Here is a 16,290-nt window from a genome sequence, read left to right as displayed (position 1 = left end):
GCCGCCGATCTTTCCCCGCAGTTATCCACAGACCGGAAAGCTGTGGGCAAATCGCCGGGTCGGGGCAATCGGTTCTCCCGACTCAGTCCGGTTGCGCTATCCTCGCGCCCCACAGACCGGGGGCACCGGCGCGCAGGTGGACGAGGCAGTGAGATGGCAGACGGCGCAAGACCGGCAGGGCAGGACGTTGGGGGGAGCGCGGCGCAGCCTCACAATATCGAGGCGGAGCAGGCACTGCTTGGCGCGCTCCTCCTCAACAACGATGTGTTCAATCACATCGAGGCGCTGGTGCAGGCGCATCATTTCTATGACCCCGTGCATGGCCGGATCTTCAAGACCGCTTCGCGGCTGATCGCCAAGAACGCGCTCGCCTCGCCGGTCACGCTGAAAAGCTTCATGGCCGACGACGAGGGGCTGAAGGAGCTGGGCGGGCCCGAATACCTCGCGCGGCTCGCGGCCTCGACTATCTCGGTGCTGGCGGCGCGGGACTATGCTCAGACGATCCGCGACCTCGCGCTGCGCCGTGACCTGATCCGCATCGCCGACGAGATCGCCGCCCGCGCCACAGCCTTCGACGTCGAGAGCGACCCGGTGAGCCAGATCACCGAGGCCGAGCAGTCGCTCTACACGCTGGCCGAGACCGGGAAATACGAGGGCGGCTTCACCGATTTCGCCTCGGCCGCGGCGGCGGCGGCGAATGTGGTGAACCTCGCCTTCCAGCGGGGCGGGGGGCTTGCCGGCATCTCGACCGGGATCGCGACGCTCGACTACCGGCTTGGGGGGCTGCGCAACTCGGACCTCTTGATCCTTGCCGGTCGGCCGTCGATGGGCAAGACCGCGCTCGCCACGAACATCGCCTTCAACATGGCGCGCGCGCGGCTGAAGAGCCGCCTCGCCCGGCCGGATGCCGATCAGCACGACGGCGCGGTGGTGGGCTTCTTTTCGCTCGAGATGTCGTCCGAGCAGCTTGCCAACCGCATCCTTGCGTCGGAGGCGCAGATCAAGTCGCACCTTCTGCTGTCGGGCGATCTCGACGAGGGGCAGTTCCGCCGCTTCCTCGAGGTGGCGCGCGAGCTCGAGCAGATCCCGCTCTACATCGACGACACGCCGGCGCTGCCGATCTCGACGCTGGCTGCGCGCGCGCGCCGGCTCAAGCGGCAGGTCGGGCTCGACTGCCTCGTGATCGACTACCTGCAACTGGTGCGCGCGGCCTCGGGCCGCACTGATGGACGGGTGCAGGAGGTGTCCGAGATCACGCAGGGCCTCAAGGCGATCGCCAAGGAACTCGACATCCCCGTGATCGCGCTCTCGCAGCTCAGCCGCAAGGTCGAGGAGCGCGAGGACAAGCGCCCGCAGCTTGCCGACCTGCGCGAGTCGGGCTCGATCGAGCAGGACGCGGACGTGGTGATGTTCGTGTTCCGCGAGGCCTATTACCACGACCGCGCCAAGCCCCCCGAGGACGATCCGCGCTTTCCCGAATGGCAGCAGAAGGCCGAGCGTCTGCACGGCCGCGCCGAGGTCATCATCGGCAAGCAGCGCCACGGCCCCATCGGCACGGCGGAGCTGCATTTCGAGGACAGCCTGACCCGCTTCTCGGATCTCGCGCGCGACCGCGACTTCGATCCGCGCGGCGGCGGCTACGACGATCCGGGGTTCCGGTGACCCCGGACGCCACGCTCGCGGCCCGGGTCACTGTCGATCTCGACGCGCTGGCCGCGAACTGGCGGGCGCTCGACGAGTTGTCGGGCGGCACCGCGTCGGCGGTGGTCAAGGCCGATGCCTACGGGCTGGGCGCCGCGCGCGTGGCGCCCGCGCTTGCACGGGCGGGGGCGCGCCGCTTCTTCGTCGCATTGCCCGACGAGGGAGCGGCGCTGCGCGCCGTGCTGGGGCCCGGCCCCGAGATCTGCATCCTCGGCGGCTTTGCGCCCGCCGACATTGCCGTCTTTCGCGATCACGCGCTGGTGCCGGTGCTGAATTCCGCGGCGCAGGCGCGTGCCTGGTTCGCGGCGATGCCGGGTGCGCCGGCGGGGCTGCAGGTCGACAGCGGCATGAACCGGCTGGGGATGGAGGCGGACGAGCTTGCGGGGTTGCTGCCGCTGCCGCCCTCGGTCGGCTTCGTCATGAGCCATCTGGCCTGCGCGGACGAGCCCGAGCACCCGCTGAACGCGCGGCAGCTTGGGGACTTCCGGGCGCTGACCGACGGGCTGGGCCTGCCGCGGTCGCTGGCGGCCACCGGCGGCATCCTGCTGGGGCGCGCGTTCCGCTTCGACTTCACCCGCCCCGGCGTCGGCATCTATGGCGGCGCGCCCTTTGCCGAGTCCCGCCCGGTCGTCACGCTGGAGGTGCCGGTGATCCAGCTTCGCGACGTCGCGCCCGGAGAGGCGGTGGGCTACGGCGCCACCTGGACCGCCGACCGGCCCGCCCGGATCGCCACCATCGCGGCGGGCTATGCCGACGGCATCCTGCGCGCGGCGGGCGCGGGCGGCCTTGCCGCCTTCCATGCCGGGCGGCGGCTGCCGGGCGCCGGGCGTGTGTCGATGGACCTGATCACGCTCGACGTGACGGGATGCGCCGAAATCGGGCCGGGCACGATGGTCGAGATCCTCGGCCCCTCGCAGGGCGTCGACCAGCTGGCGGCGGCCGCGGGGACGATCGGCTACGAGATCCTGACAAGCCTTGGAAGCCGCTACTCCCGGCGCTATACGGGGGGCTGACTGCCGCTTGCGACCAGACCGGAGCCGATGGCCATTCTCTCCCTCATCCAGGGCTTTCTTGCCTCGATCGGCGCCGCAGTGCTTGGGCTGTGCCAGGCGACCGGGCACCTGACGCTGTTCGCGGGGGCCGCGACCAGCCACGTCCTGCGCCCGCCTTTCTACCCCCACGAGCTGTGGCGCCAGTTCATGAGGATCGGCTATTTCTCGCTGCCCGTGGTGGGCCTCACGGCACTGTTCACGGGCGCGGCGCTTGCCCTGCAGATCTACACCGGCGGCAGCCGCTTCAATGCGGAATCGGTCGTCCCCTCGATCGTCGCCATCGGCATGACGCGCGAGCTGGGGCCGGTGCTGGGCGGCCTGATGGTGGCGGGGCGGGTCTCGGCCTCGATCGCGGCCGAGATCGGCACGATGCGCGTGACCGAGCAGATCGACGCGCTGACGACGCTCTCGACCAACCCGCTGAAATACCTGGTGGTCCCGCGCCTGGTGGCGGCGACCATCGCGCTGCCGCTGCTGGCGTTCCTGGGCGACATCATCGGCATCATGGGCGCCTTTCTGGTCGGCGTCGGGCGGCTCGGCTTCAACGAGGCCACCTATATCCAGACCACCTGGGACTTCCTGGAATACGAGGACGTGACCTCGGGCCTGATCAAGGCGGCAGTGTTCGGCTTCATCATCGCGATGATGGGCTGCTACCACGGCTACAACTCGGGCCGGGGCGCGCAGGGGGTCGGGCGCGCGACCACCAACGCGGTGGTGTCGGCCTCGATCCTGATCCTCGCGTCGAACTACATCCTCACCGAGATCCTGTTCGCCGCATGAGCGCGCCCGCCAAGATCGTGCTGGAGGGTGTCGCGAAGAGCTTCGGCTCGAAGCATGTGCTGCGCGGCGTCGACCTGATCGTGCCGCAGGGGCAGTCGACCGTCATCATCGGCGGTTCGGGCACCGGCAAGTCGGTCACGCTCAAGTGCATCCTTGGCCTGATCGCGCCCGATGCGGGCCGCATCACCGTCGATGGCGAGGATGTGAGCCGCCTGCGCGGACGCGCGCGCGAGGCGATGCTCGACAAGTTCGGCATGCTGTTCCAGGGCGGCGCGCTGTTCGACTCGCTGCTGGTGTGGGAGAACGTGGCCTTCCGCATGCTGCAGGGCCGGCGCAAGCTGCCGAGGCCCGAGGCGCGCGATCTGGCCATCGAGAAGCTGCGCCGTGTGGGCCTGACGCCCGAGACCGCCGACCTCTACCCGGCCGAGCTGTCGGGGGGCATGCAGAAGCGGGTGGGGCTGGCGCGCGCCATCGCGGCACAGCCCGAGATCATCTTCTTCGACGAGCCGACGACCGGCCTCGACCCGATCATGGCCGACGTGATCAACGACCTGATCCGCGAGATCGTGGTCGAGATGGGCGTCACCGCCATGACCATCACCCACGACATGACATCCGTGCGCAAGATCGCCGACCGCGTGGCGATGCTGCATGACGGGGTGATCCAGTGGGAGGGGCCGGTGGCCGAGATCGACACCACCGACAACCCTTACGTCCACCAGTTCGTGAACGGGCTGGCCGTGGGGCCGATCGAGGCGATCCGCTGATGTCGGACATCTCGCTGCGGTTCTCGCCCCTCGATCTCCTCGTCATCGCGTATGCGCTGGCGATGCCGGTGCTGGCGGGATTGGTGCTGGCGGCGCGGGCGGTGACGGTACCGGGCAGGGTGCGGCTGCTGGCTCTCGCGGGGCTGGGCTGCCTTGCGGTCCTGGTGGCCGATGTCGCGCTGGTCCGCGACGGCGTGCTGCATGACGGGGTGCGAACCTTAGGGCGGGGCGCGCTGCTGGCCGGGCTTGGCGCCGCGTGGCTGGCGACCGCCTTGCGCGCGGATGCGTCGCGCTGGATGGATGCGGCGGTGGTGGCGGGGCCCGCGCTCCTTGGCGCCATCGCGATATGGTTCGAGCATGGCTGATGCTGCGGCTCGCGAATCTTTCGCTGCTGGCGCTCTACCCGCTCGCCTGGGTTGCGCCGCTGGCGACGGCGGGGCTGATCCCTTGGTTCGAGGGCGAGCGCGTGAGCATCCTCGGCGGCCTTGGCGATCTCTGGGCGGTGGACCGGGCGCTCGCTATCGTCGTCGCGCTGTTCGCCGTGGCGATTCCCTACGCCAAGACGCTGACGCTGGCGGCGGTGCAGTTCGACCTGCTCGGCCGACGCGCGATGCCGGCGATCGAGGCGCTGGGCAAGCTGTCTATGGTCGAGGTCTTTCTGGTCGCGGTCTACATCGTGGTGGTGAAGGGTGTGGGGCTGGGCCATGTCACGCCCGCCTGGGGGCTGTGGCTGTTCACCGGCTGCGTGCTGGGGCAGATCTGGATCGCGCATGCAACGGCGCGGCGGCTGGCGCGGAGCGCGGGATGAGCGCCCTTGCGGTGGCGGCCGCGTCCGTGCTGGCCTGACCCAGATGGCGAAGCCTGCGCTCCAGTTCGTCTGCAATGCCTGCGGCACGGTCCACCGCAAGTGGCAGGGCCAGTGCGAGGGCTGCGGCGAGTGGAACACGCTGGCCGAGGAGGCGGGGCTCTCGGCCGCCGGCCCCGCAGCCAAGACGCTGGGCGCCGCGCGCGGGCGGCGGATGGCGCTGGCGCCGCTCGCGGGCCAGGAAGCGCCCCCCCCTCGCGCCGCAAGCCGCATCGGCGAGCTGGACCGGGTGCTGGGCGGCGGGCTCGTGCCGGGCTCGGCGGTGCTGGTCGGGGGCGATCCGGGCATCGGGAAATCGACGCTTCTGCTGCAGGCGACGGCTGCGTTCGCCACCGCGGGCGCGCGCACGGTCTATGTCTCGGGCGAGGAGGCGATGGCACAGGTCCGGATGCGCGCGGCGCGGCTGGGCCTTGGCGCGGCGGATGTGCAACTCGCGGCCGAGACGAACCTGCGCGACATCCTGACCACGCTGGATGAATTGCGCCCGGACCTCGTGGTGATCGATTCGATCCAGACCATGTGGGCAGACAACGTGGAAAGTGCGCCCGGCTCGGTCGCGCAGGTGCGTGCCACGGCGCATGAGCTCACCAGCTTCGCCAAGCGCCGCGGATGCGCGGTCATCATGGTGGGCCACGTCACCAAGGAGGGCCAGATCGCCGGCCCCCGCGTGGTCGAACACATGGTCGATACGGTGCTTTATTTCGAGGGCGAGCGCGGCCACCAGTTCCGCATCCTGCGCGCGGTCAAGAACCGCTTCGGTCCGGCCGACGAGATCGGCGTGTTCGAGATGACCGGGGCGGGGCTTGCCGAGGTCACCAACCCCTCGGCGCTGTTCCTGGGCGACCGCGACGAGGGGGCGTCGGGCTCGGCGGTGTTCGCGGGGCTGGAAGGCACGCGGCCCGTGCTCGTCGAGTTCCAGGCGCTGGTCGCGCCCTCGACGCTGGGCACGCCGCGCCGGGCGGTGGTGGGCTGGGACGGCTCGCGCCTTGCGATGACGCTGGCGGTGCTCGAGGCCCGGGCGGGCGTGAGCCTCGCGGGGCAGGACGTGTATCTCAATGTCGCGGGGGGCCTGCGCGTCTCGGAACCCGCGGCGGACCTGGCGGCGGCTGCGGCTCTGGTGTCGGCCATGACGGGCCAGCCGCTGCCGCCGCGATCGGTGCTGTTCGGCGAGATCAGCCTCTCGGGCGCGATCCGACCCGTGGCGCAGCCGGAACTGCGGCTGAAGGAGGCGGAGAAGCTGGGCTTTACCGCCGCCTATGTGCCAAAGCAGATGAAACCGGTGGAAGAGTCTGGCATAAACTTGCGGCGCATTGCAGATTTGCCGGGTCTGATCAGCGCCGTGTTCGGCCCGCAGCAGTGAGCCACCGGGGTCGGGGGAGCGAGGAATGGAGTTCACTTTGGTCGATGGCGGCGTCGCGGCCGTGACGCTTGTCTCTGGGCTTCTGGCCTATTCGCGGGGCGTCACGCGCGAGATCTTCGCGATCGGGGGATGGATCATCGCGGCGCTCGCCGCCTTCTACCTCGCGCCGATGCTCGAGCCGCTGATGCGCGAGGCGCCGGTGGTGGGGCCGATTCTCGAGAAGTCGTGCATCTTCTCGATGATCGCGGCCTTCACGCTGATCGTGGCCTTCACGCTGCTGATCCTGTCGGTCTTCACGCCGCTTGCGTCGAGCCTCGTGCTCGGCTCGCCGCTTGCGCCGGTCGACAGGGTGCTGGGCTTCGTGTTCGGCATCGCGCGCGGCCTGCTGCTGATCGCGATCGCCTATCTGCTGTTCCAGACGCTGGGCGGAGGCGAGCCGTGGGCGCCGCTGGAGAACGCGGCCTCGAAGACGGTCGTGGCCGAGGGCGCGCGGCTTCTGGCCGAGAACGTGCCCGCGCAGGTGCCCGACTGGTTCCAGGGCCGGATCGACGCGCTCATGGCTCCCTGCAGCGGCGGCGCGGCGCCGGCCGGCAGCCTCACGCCGGGCGGATCGGTCGTCGTGCCCGGCACCGGCGGGACCGAGACGGTGACGCCGCCCACGACCGGCGGCTGAGCCGCGCGTCTGGCGTCGGTCCCGGGACGCCTCCGCTCATCTGCCGCGGGCCATGACAGGCCCGCGACGGCCCAGTGTCGGGCACATGTCGCCGTGATGACGCGTGAACGCGGGATGACATGCGGGCGAGACCGCTCTATATGAGTGCGCGCATGGCGGTCACGCGGGAGCGGGCGAATGACGGATACCCCGGCAGCCACTTTTCTTTCCGATCCATTCGATGATGACAAGCTGCGCGAGGAGTGCGGCGTCTATGGCGTCTTCGGGATCGACGAGGCTGCGAACTTCGTGGCGCTGGGCCTGCACGCGCTCCAGCACCGCGGGCAGGAGGCGGCAGGGATCGTCTCCTACACGCCCGAGACGGGCTTCAACACGGTGCGCCGCATCGGCTATGTCCGCGACCATTTCACCAAGCAGTCGGTGATGGACATCCTGCCCGGGCGCATGGCGATCGGGCACACGCGCTATTCGACCGCCGGCTCGAAGGGGCAGACGGCGCTGCGGGACGTGCAGCCGCTCTATGCCGACTTCGCGATGGGCGGTTGCGCGATCGCGCACAACGGCAACATCACCAATGCCGAGACGCTGCGCAGCCAGCTGATCGAGCGCGGCTCGATCTTCCAGTCGGGCTCGGACACCGAATGCATCGTCCACCTGATGGCGCGCTCGATCCAGAAGACCATCTCGGACCGGATGAAGGACGCGCTGAGGATCGTCGAGGGCGCGTTCTCGGTGATCGCGATGACCCGCTCGAAGATGATCGGCGTGCGCGATCCGATGGGCGTGCGCCCGCTGGTGCTGGGCCGGCGCGGCGAGGGCTGGATCCTGTCGTCCGAGACCTGCGCGCTCGACATCATCGGCGCCGAGTTCGTCCGCGAGGTCGAGCCGGGCGAGATGGTGATCGTGACCCAGAAGGGCGTCGAGAGCCTGCGCCCCTTCGAGGACCGCGACCCGCGCTTCTGCGTCTTCGAATATGTCTACTTCTCGCGCCCCGACAGCGTGATCGGCGGGCTATCGGTCTACGAGGCGCGCCGGCGAATCGGGGCGGAACTGGCGCGCGAGGCCCCGGGCGAGGCGGACCTGGTATGCCCGGTGCCCGACAGCGGCACGCCCGCCGCGATCGGCTTCAGCCAGGCCAGCGGCATCCCCTTCGCGATGGGGATCATCAAGAACCAGTATGTCGGGCGCACCTTCATCGAGCCGACCGAGCAGATCCGCGACATGGGCGTGCGGCTCAAGCTCAACATCAACCGCGCGGTGGTCGAGGGCAAGCGGGTGGTGCTGGTCGACGACTCGGTGGTGCGCGGCACCACCTCGCGCAAGATCAAGGACATGATGCTGGACGCCGGCGCGAGCGAGGTGCATTTCCGCATCGCCTCGCCGCCCACCAAGTGGCCCTGCTTCTACGGCGTCGACACGCCCGAGCGGGCGAAGCTTCTGGCCGCGCGGATGACCGAGGACGAGATCCGGGCCTTCCTGGGCGTCGATTCGCTGAAGTTCATCTCGCTCGACGGGCTTTACCGCGCCTGCGGCAGTCCCGCGGGACGAAACGCGGCCGCGCCCCAGTTCTGCGATGCCTGCTTCTCGGGCGAATACCCGGTCGAGCCGTCGGATGCCCGGGCGCGGGGCTGCATGCGGATGCCCGAGGACGCGTGAGGGCGGGCGGTTCTCATGCACAAAGCCGAATCCAAGAATCTGAAAAAATAGACAAAACTCAGCGCCGATGCGCGTTTCGCGCTGTGCGCGTGTTCGAGCACCGCGGCGCGGCGTGATCCGTCCATTGGTCGCGCGTTGACCCGCGGGCTCAGTCGTCGCGCGCGGCGATGCCGATCAGCCGGGCGGCGCGGGCAATGTTGGCGGGTCGAAGGTCATGCGCGCCGGTGAACAGGCATAGCTCGATCAGGCGGGTCGTCTCGCCGGCGTGGCGGACGCAATCGAGATCGCCGTCGGCGGCGACGGGTTCCGCTCGGAAGCCTTCGGAGCCAGAGACGAGCGCGAGCGCCTCGCCCACATCGCCCTGGCGTCCATCCTTGATCGGTCGCCCGTGCAGCGGCACCACCGGGTCGTCGCGGCCATGATAATGGATGAGCGTGCCGGCTGGTGCGGGACAGGAATCGGGGAGGGGTACCCAGAACGTGCCGGACATGGGCGCGAAGCCCGCGAAAACATCGCCGCGATGGCAGGCAAGGTGCCACACCATCATCGCCCCCGAGGAGAATCCCGTCACCATGATGCGCCCGGTATCGATGTGGAAGCGGTCCGCGAGATCGGCCGCGAGCGCGTCGAAGTACGCCAGCTCGTCGACCCCAGGCAGGGCATCGTCGCTGGGAACATGCGGGATGTTCCACTCGGGACCCGCCGCCTGCGCCGCGATCAGGGCGACGCCGAGCACGGGCGCGAGTGCGGCAAGCTCCGGATTGCCCACCACGCCCGCAGCGTTCCCGCGGTAGCCGTGCACGAAGACGATGGCGCCGACGGGATGGTCGGATCCGGCGCCGGGCGGCAGGATGATGCGATAGCTGCGCTCGCCGATCACGCAGTCGCTGTCCCGCCCACAGGCGGAACTGTCGGAGGCAGTGAGCGCCATGACGACGAGAACGCCGAGCACGGCGCGCCCGAGGGGGCAGAGCCCAAATGCGCGGATGGCGGCACGAACGCGTCGGAACCGGGCGAGAAGGGACATGACACGTCCTCCCCTGTCGGCAGGCGTGGGTCGCTCCCTTTTGAGAGGTTAGCACGAAAATAGCGCCGTTGGGACGCATGACGCGGCGGCGGTTTCGGGCTGGACACCGGGCTGGCGTTCCGCCAATAGACCGTCCCGAGCCGCCGGGGCCGGTTGCGCCCCTCGCCTGAGTGGAGTTTTCCGGACATCACGGGATCGCAAGGACCGACATGAGCTCAAGGATCATCCTCGTCACTGGTGCCTCGCGGGGCTTCGGATTCGCGGCCGCCCGTGCGCTTGCCGGGCAGGGCACCCATGTGATCGCTCTGGCGCGTACGGTGGGCGGGCTCGAGGAGCTCGACGACGCAATCCGCGCGAGGGGCGGCGAGGCGACGCTGGTGCCGCTCGACGTCACCGACGACGCGGGGCTTGCGCGGATGGGCGCGGCGATCCACGGGCGGTGGGGCCGGGTGGACCTGTGGCTGCACACCGCCGTGTCGGCGCCGCCCCTGTCGCCGGCCGAGCACATCCCGACGAAGGATTTCGAAAAGGCGCTAGCCGTGAACGTGCGCGCCTTCCAGCAGTTGGTGCGCGTGGTGGACCCGCTGCTGCGGCTTGCGCCCGCCGGCATGGCGCTGGTCGCGGGGGATGACCGGGCGGGCGAGAAGTTCCACGGCGCCTATGCCGCGACCAAGGCCGCGCAGTCGGCGCTGGCGCGGGCCTGGGCGGCGGAGGCGGCCCGGCGCATCACGGTGGCCGGGGTGGTGCCGCCGCCGATGCCGACCGCGCTGCGGGCACGCTTCTATCCGGGCGAGGACCGGGCGCGGCTCACGCCGATCGACGAGGCGGCGGCGCGGCTGGTGGCGCGGCTGGCGGAGCCGGTGAGGCCGGGCGAGCAGATCGTCCTCTGAGCGCCGCGCGGTTGCTGCGGCGCGTGGCGCGCGCGCACGCCCGGTGCGGCGGGGCCCCGGATCGGGTCCGGGGCAGCGGGAGAGGCTTCGGGGATCGGATGGGCCGGCAGTGCGCGGCGAGGCCCCTGAGGCGCAGTGGCTGGGGCTGAACGCGAAAGGGCCGCGCCGTGGGGCGCGGCCCTTTGCTGTTTCGCGTGGAGCGCGCGGGAGGGCGCGTCAGCGCGCCTCGCCGCCCTCGTCGCCGGCGGCGGTGCCGATCTCGTCGAACAGCTCGGAGATCTCGAACTCGGCCGCCGCTTCCTCCTCGGCGCGCAGGTCCTGGATCGACCGGCCCGAGGCCTGGAGCGTCGCTTCCTCGGCCGAGCGGGCCACGTTCACGGTGACCGTGGCCGACACCTCGGGGTGCAACACCACGCGGACCTGGTGGAGCCCAAGCTCCTTCACCGGGCGGTCGAGGCGCACCTGGCCGCGATCGACGGTGAAGCCCGCCTCGGTCGCGGCGTCGGCCACGTCGCGCGCGGTCACCGAGCCGTAGAGTGCGCCCGCCTCGGAGGCCGAGCGGATCACCACGTAGACCTGGCCGTCGAGCTTCTCGGCGACCTTCTGGGCCTCGGCCTTCAGCTCGAGGTTGCGGGCCTCGATCTGGGCGCGCTCGGCCTCGAAGCGGGCGAGATTCGCCTTGGTGGCGCGGAGCGCCTTCTTCTGCGGCAGGAGGAAGTTGCGCGCGAAGCCGTCGCGCACGTTCACCACCTCGCCGATCTGGCCGAGTTTCTCGACGCGTTCGAGCAGAACAACCTGCATGATCTGGCCCTCCTTACTTCACGGCGTAGGGCAGGAGCGCGAGGAAGCGCGCGCGCTTGATAGCGCGGGCGAGCTCACGCTGCTTCTTGGCCGAGACCGCGGTGATGCGGCTGGGCACGATCTTGCCGCGCTCGGAGATGTAGCGCTGCAGCAGCTTGACGTCCTTGTAGTCGATCTTCGGCGCGCCCTCGCCCGAGAAGGGGCAGGTCTTGCGGCGGCGGAAAAACGGTTTGCGTGCCATGTCTGTCTCCCTCGCTCTCAGTCGCGCCGCGGGCCGCGCGGGCCACGGTCGTCGCGGTCACGGTCGCCGCGGAAGCCGCCGCGGTCGCCACGGTCACCCCGGTCGCCGCGATCCCCGCGGTCGCCCCGGTCGCCGCGCCGGTCGTCGCGGCCGGACTTGGCCTGCACCACGGCCGAGGGGCCGTCCTCGTGCTCGTCGACCTTGATGGTCAGCGTGCGCATGATGTCCTCGTGGATGCCCATCAGGCGCTCCATCTCGGCCACCGCCTCGGAGGGGGCTTCGAGCCGCAGATAGGCGTAATGCCCCTTGCGGTTCTTGTTGATCTTGTAGGCAAGCGTCCGCAGGCCCCAGTATTCGTGGCCGACCACCTTGCCGCCATTGTCGGCGAGAACCTGGCCGAACTGCTCGATGAGCCCTTCGGCCTGCGCGTTGGAGAGATCCTGACGCGCGATGAAGACGTGCTCGTAGAGAGGCATCCGTCCCTATCCTTCCATGTCGGGCGCGCTTCAAAATGCGGGCGTGCTTCTCCCGAACCCGCATACGAGAGGCGACGCGATCGCTTTTCCTCGTCGGGAGAAGCCGCGCGTATAGCGCCGGACGGGCGCCGATGCAAGGCCGGGCGATGGCGGGACGGGGCAGGGGGGCGACCCGCCGGGGCTTTCCGTTTCGCAAAAACGATTCTGGATCATGGAATAATTCCCTAACACGTGTATGAAAAATGATTCCGATTGTCTGGTATGGGGCCCTTGCGGAAAAAAAAAAAATATAAATTGGAGGGGTTGTCCGTTGCCACAGGCAAATCTTGCGATCGTCGACCTCGTCGTCATCGCAATATACTTTGCCGTCATTGTCGCGATCAGCGTCATGGTGGCGCGGAAGGTCGAGACCGGCGAGGATCTGTTTCTGGCGGGCCGCTCGCTTCAGTGGCCGGTCATCGGGGGTTCGCTGTTCGCGTCGAACATCTCGTCGACCACGCTGATCGGGCTGGCAGGTGCGGCCTATGCGAGCGGGATCTCGGTCTCGAACTACGAGTGGATGGCCGGCGTCGTGCTGGTCTTCATGTCGGCCTTCTTCATTCCGATCTACCTGCGCGCGCGGATCACCACGGTGCCGGAATACCTGGAGCTGCGCTTCGACCGGAGGGCGCGGCTTTACTTCTCGGGGCTCACGGTGCTGCTCTCGATCCTGGTGGACACTGCCGGGGGCATCTATGCGGGATCGGTGGTGCTGGGCGTGTTCTTCCCCGGCATCCCGCTGTGGCAGATGTGCGTCGGGCTGGCGCTGGTCGCGGGGCTCTACACCGCCGCGGGTGGGCTGCGCGCGGTGGTCTATACGGACGTGATACAGGCGGTGGTGCTGATCCTGGGCTCGACGCTCCTGACCGTCATCGTGTTCGGCGAATTCGGCTACAGCTGGCAGGCGGCGAAGGCGGCGATCCCCGAGGGGCACCTTTCGCTGATCCGTCCGCTGGACGACCCCGCGCTGCCCTGGCTGGGCACGCTGGTCGGCGTGCCGGTCCTGGGCTTCTGGTACTGGGCGACGAACCAGTACATCACCCAGCGGGTGCTGGGGGCGGCAAGCCTGCGCGACGCGCAGTGGGGCGCGAACCTGGGCGGGGCGCTGAAGCTGCTGCCGCTTTTCATCATGGTGATCCCCGGCGCGATGGCGATCGGGCTCTACCCGGACCTGCCGGACGGCGACCAGGTATTCCCGACGCTGGTCGTGGACCTTCTGCCCGCTGGCATCGCGGGGCTGGTGCTGGCGGGGCTGATCGCGGCGATCATGTCGAGCATCGACTCGACGCTCAACTCGGCCTCGACGCTGGTGATCCATGACTTCGTCTCGCGCCCCGGCCATGTCCTCGAGCCGCGGCGGCTGGCCTTCTGGGGCCGGGTCACGACGCTGAGCCTGATGGCGATCGCCGCCGCCTGGGCGCCCAACATCGCGAATTTCGGCGGGCTGTTCGCCTATCTGCAGCAGGCCTTCTCGATCCTGGTGCCGCCGGTGGTGGCGGTGTTCCTGCTGGGCGCCTTCTGGGGTCGGGGCGCGAGCCAGGCCGCGTTCTGGACGCTGATCCTGGGCCATGCCGCGGGGATCGCGCTGTTCCTGGCCGGGCAGGCGGGGTGGTGGGACCTGCATTTCACCATCAATGTCGGCATCATGACGGCGCTGAGCGCCGCCGTGTTCGTGGCCATCGCGCTGCGCGAGCCCGCGCCGGATGCGGCGCACAGCGAGGGGCTGATCTGGCGGCCGGGACTGGCCGAGGCCGAGGCGTTGCCGCTGGTCAAGCGGCCGGGGGCGCAGGGGATTGCCATCCTGGCCGCGACGGCGGTGATGCTGGCGTTCTTCTGGTGAGCGGCGCGGGTGCCTTGACAAGCCGCGGCCCTGCGGAAAAGAGAGCGGCAACGAGAATGTGGAGGGACGGATGCGCGCTTTCACCTTTCCGGGGCAGGGAGCCCAGGCGGTCGGCATGGGGCGGGACCTCGCGGATGCCTACCCGGCGGCGCGGGCGGTCTTCGACGAGGTGGACGAGGCGCTGGGCGAGAAGCTGAGCGCGCTGATCTGGGACGGCCCGGCCGAGACGCTGACGCTGACCGCGAACGCCCAGCCCGCGCTGATGGCGACCTCGATCGCCGCGATGCGGGCGCTGGAGGCCGAGGGCGTCGGGATCGGCTCTGCGAGCTTCGTCGCCGGCCATTCGCTGGGCGAGTATTCGGCGCTGTGCGCGGCCGGGGCGCTGGGGCTTTCGGACACCGCGCGGCTCCTGCGCATCCGCGGCGAGGCGATGCAGAGGGCGGTGCCGGTGGGCGTGGGCGCGATGGCGGCGCTGCTGGGGCTCGACTTCGAGGCGGCGCGGGCGGTTGCGGAAGAAGCCGCGCAGGGCGAGATCTGCCAGGCCGCGAACGACAACGACCCGGCGCAGGTGGTGGTCTCGGGCCACCGGGCGGCGGTCGAGCGCGCGGTCGAGATCGCGAAAGCCAAGGGCGCGAAGCGGGCGCTGATGCTGCCGGTCTCGGCGCCCTTCCACTGCGCGCTGATGCAGCCGGCGGCCGAGCGGATGGCCGAGGCGCTGGCGGGCGTGGCGATCAAGGCGCCGGCGGTGCCCGTGGTGGCGAATGTCCGCGCCGAGGCGGTCAGCGAGCCCGAGGCGATCCGCAGGCTGCTGGTCGAGCAGGTCACCGGCTCGGTCCGCTGGCGCGAGTCGGTGATGTGGATGGCCGCACAGGGCGTGCGCGAGATGGCCGAGATCGGTGCCGGCAAGGCGCTGAGCGGCATGGCGCGGCGCATCGACAAGGAAATCGCGACGGCCGCGGTCGGCACGCCGGACGAGGTTCGGGCGTTCGCGGCGAGCGTGGCGGGCTGAGCCGCGGGCGGCCTCGACGGGACGCGGGGCGCGCGTCGCTCGGGCGAGGTTCGGGAGTGGCCCAGGGTCGAGGCCGGGGCGCGCGGGGCGGCAGGCGTGGGGCGGCTTCGGCGAGGCCCCGGGGTGAGCCCGGGGCAGCGGTGGCCGGACGCGCTGCGGGGCCACAGGGCGGGGCCCAGGCGTGGCGCCGGTTTCGGGTGATGGCAAGGCAGGAGGCGGGAATGTTCGACCTGACGGGGAAGACGGCGCTGGTCACGGGTGCCACGGGCGGCATCGGTGGCGCGATCGCGCGGGCGCTGCACGCGCAGGGCGCGGTGGTGGGCCTCTCGGGCACGCGCGCGGGCGTGCTGGAGGAGCTTGCGTCGAGCCTGGGTGGGCGGGCGCATGTGCTGCCCTGCAACCTGGGCCATGCCGAGGCGGTCGAGGCGCTGCCGAAGCAGGCGGCCGAGGCGATGGGCGGGATCGACATCCTGGTGAACAATGCCGGCATCACGCGCGACAACCTGTTCATGCGCATGTCGGACGAGGAATGGGCGCAGGTCATCGAGGTGAACCTGACCTCGGCCTTCCGGCTGAGCCGGTCCGTGCTGCGCGGCATGATGAAGAAGCGCTGGGGGCGGATCATCGGCATCACCTCGATCGTCGGCGTCACCGGCAATCCGGGGCAGGGCAATTACGCGGCCGCCAAGGCGGGCATGATCGGCATGTCGAAGAGCCTCGCGGCCGAGGTCGCCTCGCGCAACGTCACGGTGAACTGCGTGGCGCCGGGCTTCATCGAGACGGCGATGACCGACAAGCTGGGCGACCAGCAGAAGGAGAAGCTGATGGGCGCGATCCCCGCCGGGCGCATGGGCACGGGCGAGGAAATCGCGGCCGCGGTGGTGTATCTGGCGTCGGACGAGGCGGCCTATGTGACCGGCCAGACGCTGCATGTGAATGGCGGCATGGCCATGATCTGAGCCCGGCGTGACGCCCCAGCAAGGGGCGAAATCTGAATTTGCCATGCGCGGCCTTTGTGCTAAGGAACGCGCGGGCCGGACCCGGGGGGCCTGTTCCTGTGCGCCTTGGGGAAGATACGAGCAAGCGGGGCCAGGTCGGCCCGAGGGAATG

General features: G+C 70.1%; 17 protein-coding genes. 13 read left to right on the top strand and 4 right to left on the bottom strand.

All coding sequences use genetic code 11. The features are described 5' to 3' along the window. Positions 1-153: 153 nt before the first annotated feature. The 9 genes from M1105_RS01225 to purF all read left to right on the top strand — a co-directional run bounded on the left by M1105_RS01225 (position 154) and on the right by purF (position 8,857). Positions 154-1,662, top strand: coding sequence for a replicative DNA helicase (locus M1105_RS01225; RefSeq protein WP_249578523.1), 1,509 nt, complete (start codon positions 154-156; stop codon positions 1,660-1,662). Then, positions 1,659-2,714 carry an alanine racemase gene (gene alr / locus M1105_RS01220; RefSeq protein WP_249578522.1) on the top strand — a complete coding sequence of 352 codons (1,056 nt, stop codon included), beginning with the start codon at positions 1,659-1,661 and terminating at the stop codon, positions 2,712-2,714. Before M1105_RS01225 ends, alr begins: the two co-directional genes overlap by 4 nt. A gap of 27 nt (positions 2,715-2,741) precedes the next feature. After that, positions 2,742-3,536, top strand: a complete 795-nt coding sequence (locus M1105_RS01215; RefSeq protein WP_249578521.1) for an MlaE family ABC transporter permease — start codon at positions 2,742-2,744, stop codon at positions 3,534-3,536. Beyond that, entirely contained in the window at positions 3,533-4,303 is a 771-nt protein-coding gene (locus M1105_RS01210; protein ID WP_249578520.1) for an ABC transporter ATP-binding protein, read from the top strand. The genes M1105_RS01215 and M1105_RS01210 overlap by 4 nt, the downstream gene beginning before the upstream one ends. Beyond that, the gene (locus M1105_RS01205) at positions 4,303-4,668 is read left to right on the top strand and encodes a hypothetical protein (protein ID WP_249578519.1); all 366 of its coding nucleotides are present in this window, start codon (positions 4,303-4,305) and stop codon (positions 4,666-4,668) included. Before M1105_RS01210 ends, M1105_RS01205 begins: the two co-directional genes overlap by 1 nt. Continuing rightward, a complete protein-coding gene (locus M1105_RS01200) occupies positions 4,668-5,111 on the top strand; it encodes a paraquat-inducible protein A (protein WP_249578518.1) in 444 nt (147 codons plus the stop codon). The genes M1105_RS01205 and M1105_RS01200 overlap by 1 nt, the downstream gene beginning before the upstream one ends. 43 nt (positions 5,112-5,154) lie before the next feature. Beyond that, entirely contained in the window at positions 5,155-6,528 is a 1,374-nt protein-coding gene (gene radA / locus M1105_RS01195; RefSeq protein ID WP_249578517.1) for a DNA repair protein RadA, read from the top strand. A 25-nt stretch (positions 6,529-6,553) separates the two neighbouring features. Continuing rightward, positions 6,554-7,201, top strand: coding sequence for a CvpA family protein (locus tag M1105_RS01190; protein WP_249578516.1), 648 nt, complete (start codon positions 6,554-6,556; stop codon positions 7,199-7,201). 177 nt (positions 7,202-7,378) lie between these two features. Then, positions 7,379-8,857 (top strand): amidophosphoribosyltransferase, encoded by a 1,479-nt coding sequence (purF, locus tag M1105_RS01185; protein WP_249578515.1) that lies wholly within the window; start codon positions 7,379-7,381, stop codon positions 8,855-8,857. A 148-nt stretch (positions 8,858-9,005) separates the two neighbouring features. Here purF and M1105_RS01180 read toward each other — a convergent pair whose 3' ends face one another. Beyond that, positions 9,006-9,884, bottom strand: a complete 879-nt coding sequence (locus M1105_RS01180; RefSeq protein ID WP_249578514.1) for an alpha/beta hydrolase family esterase — start codon at positions 9,882-9,884, stop codon at positions 9,006-9,008. Between the two features lie 209 nt (positions 9,885-10,093). Between M1105_RS01180 and M1105_RS01175 the strand changes: the two genes are divergently transcribed. Next, complete coding sequence (locus M1105_RS01175) at positions 10,094-10,774, top strand: SDR family NAD(P)-dependent oxidoreductase (RefSeq protein ID WP_249578513.1); 681 nt, start codon at positions 10,094-10,096, stop codon at positions 10,772-10,774. A 216-nt stretch (positions 10,775-10,990) separates the two neighbouring features. Here the strand turns inward: M1105_RS01175 and rplI are convergent, their stop codons facing one another. From rplI to rpsF, 3 genes are read right to left on the bottom strand one after another with little or no spacing between them, the layout of a single operon-like run. Continuing rightward, complete coding sequence (gene rplI / locus M1105_RS01170; RefSeq protein WP_249578512.1) at positions 10,991-11,575, bottom strand: 50S ribosomal protein L9; 585 nt, start codon at positions 11,573-11,575, stop codon at positions 10,991-10,993. Positions 11,576-11,588: 13 nt separating this feature from the next. Further along, positions 11,589-11,816, bottom strand: a complete 228-nt coding sequence (rpsR, locus tag M1105_RS01165; RefSeq protein ID WP_249578511.1) for a 30S ribosomal protein S18 — start codon at positions 11,814-11,816, stop codon at positions 11,589-11,591. A 17-nt stretch (positions 11,817-11,833) separates the two neighbouring features. Beyond that, entirely contained in the window at positions 11,834-12,292 is a 459-nt protein-coding gene (rpsF, locus tag M1105_RS01160; RefSeq protein WP_249578510.1) for a 30S ribosomal protein S6, read from the bottom strand. Between the two features lie 310 nt (positions 12,293-12,602). Between rpsF and M1105_RS01155 the strand changes: the two genes are divergently transcribed. The 3 genes from M1105_RS01155 (at position 12,603) to fabG (ending at position 16,139) form a co-directional block, all read left to right on the top strand. Next, positions 12,603-14,171 carry a sodium:solute symporter gene (locus M1105_RS01155; protein WP_249578509.1) on the top strand — a complete coding sequence of 523 codons (1,569 nt, stop codon included), beginning with the start codon at positions 12,603-12,605 and terminating at the stop codon, positions 14,169-14,171. Positions 14,172-14,241: 70 nt separating this feature from the next. Next, positions 14,242-15,180, top strand: coding sequence for an ACP S-malonyltransferase (gene fabD, locus M1105_RS01150; protein ID WP_249578508.1), 939 nt, complete (start codon positions 14,242-14,244; stop codon positions 15,178-15,180). Positions 15,181-15,401: 221 nt separating this feature from the next. Further along, on the top strand, positions 15,402-16,139 hold the full coding sequence (fabG, locus tag M1105_RS01145; RefSeq protein ID WP_249578507.1) for a 3-oxoacyl-[acyl-carrier-protein] reductase: 738 nt from the start codon (positions 15,402-15,404) through the stop codon (positions 16,137-16,139). Positions 16,140-16,290: the final 151 nt, after the last annotated feature.

This window comes from Thermohalobaculum sediminis (genome assembly GCF_023487995.1).
In the GTDB taxonomy this organism is placed as follows: Bacteria; Pseudomonadota; Alphaproteobacteria; order Rhodobacterales; family Rhodobacteraceae; genus Thermohalobaculum; species Thermohalobaculum sediminis.
This window is presented reverse-complemented; position numbering and strand designations above follow the sequence as displayed.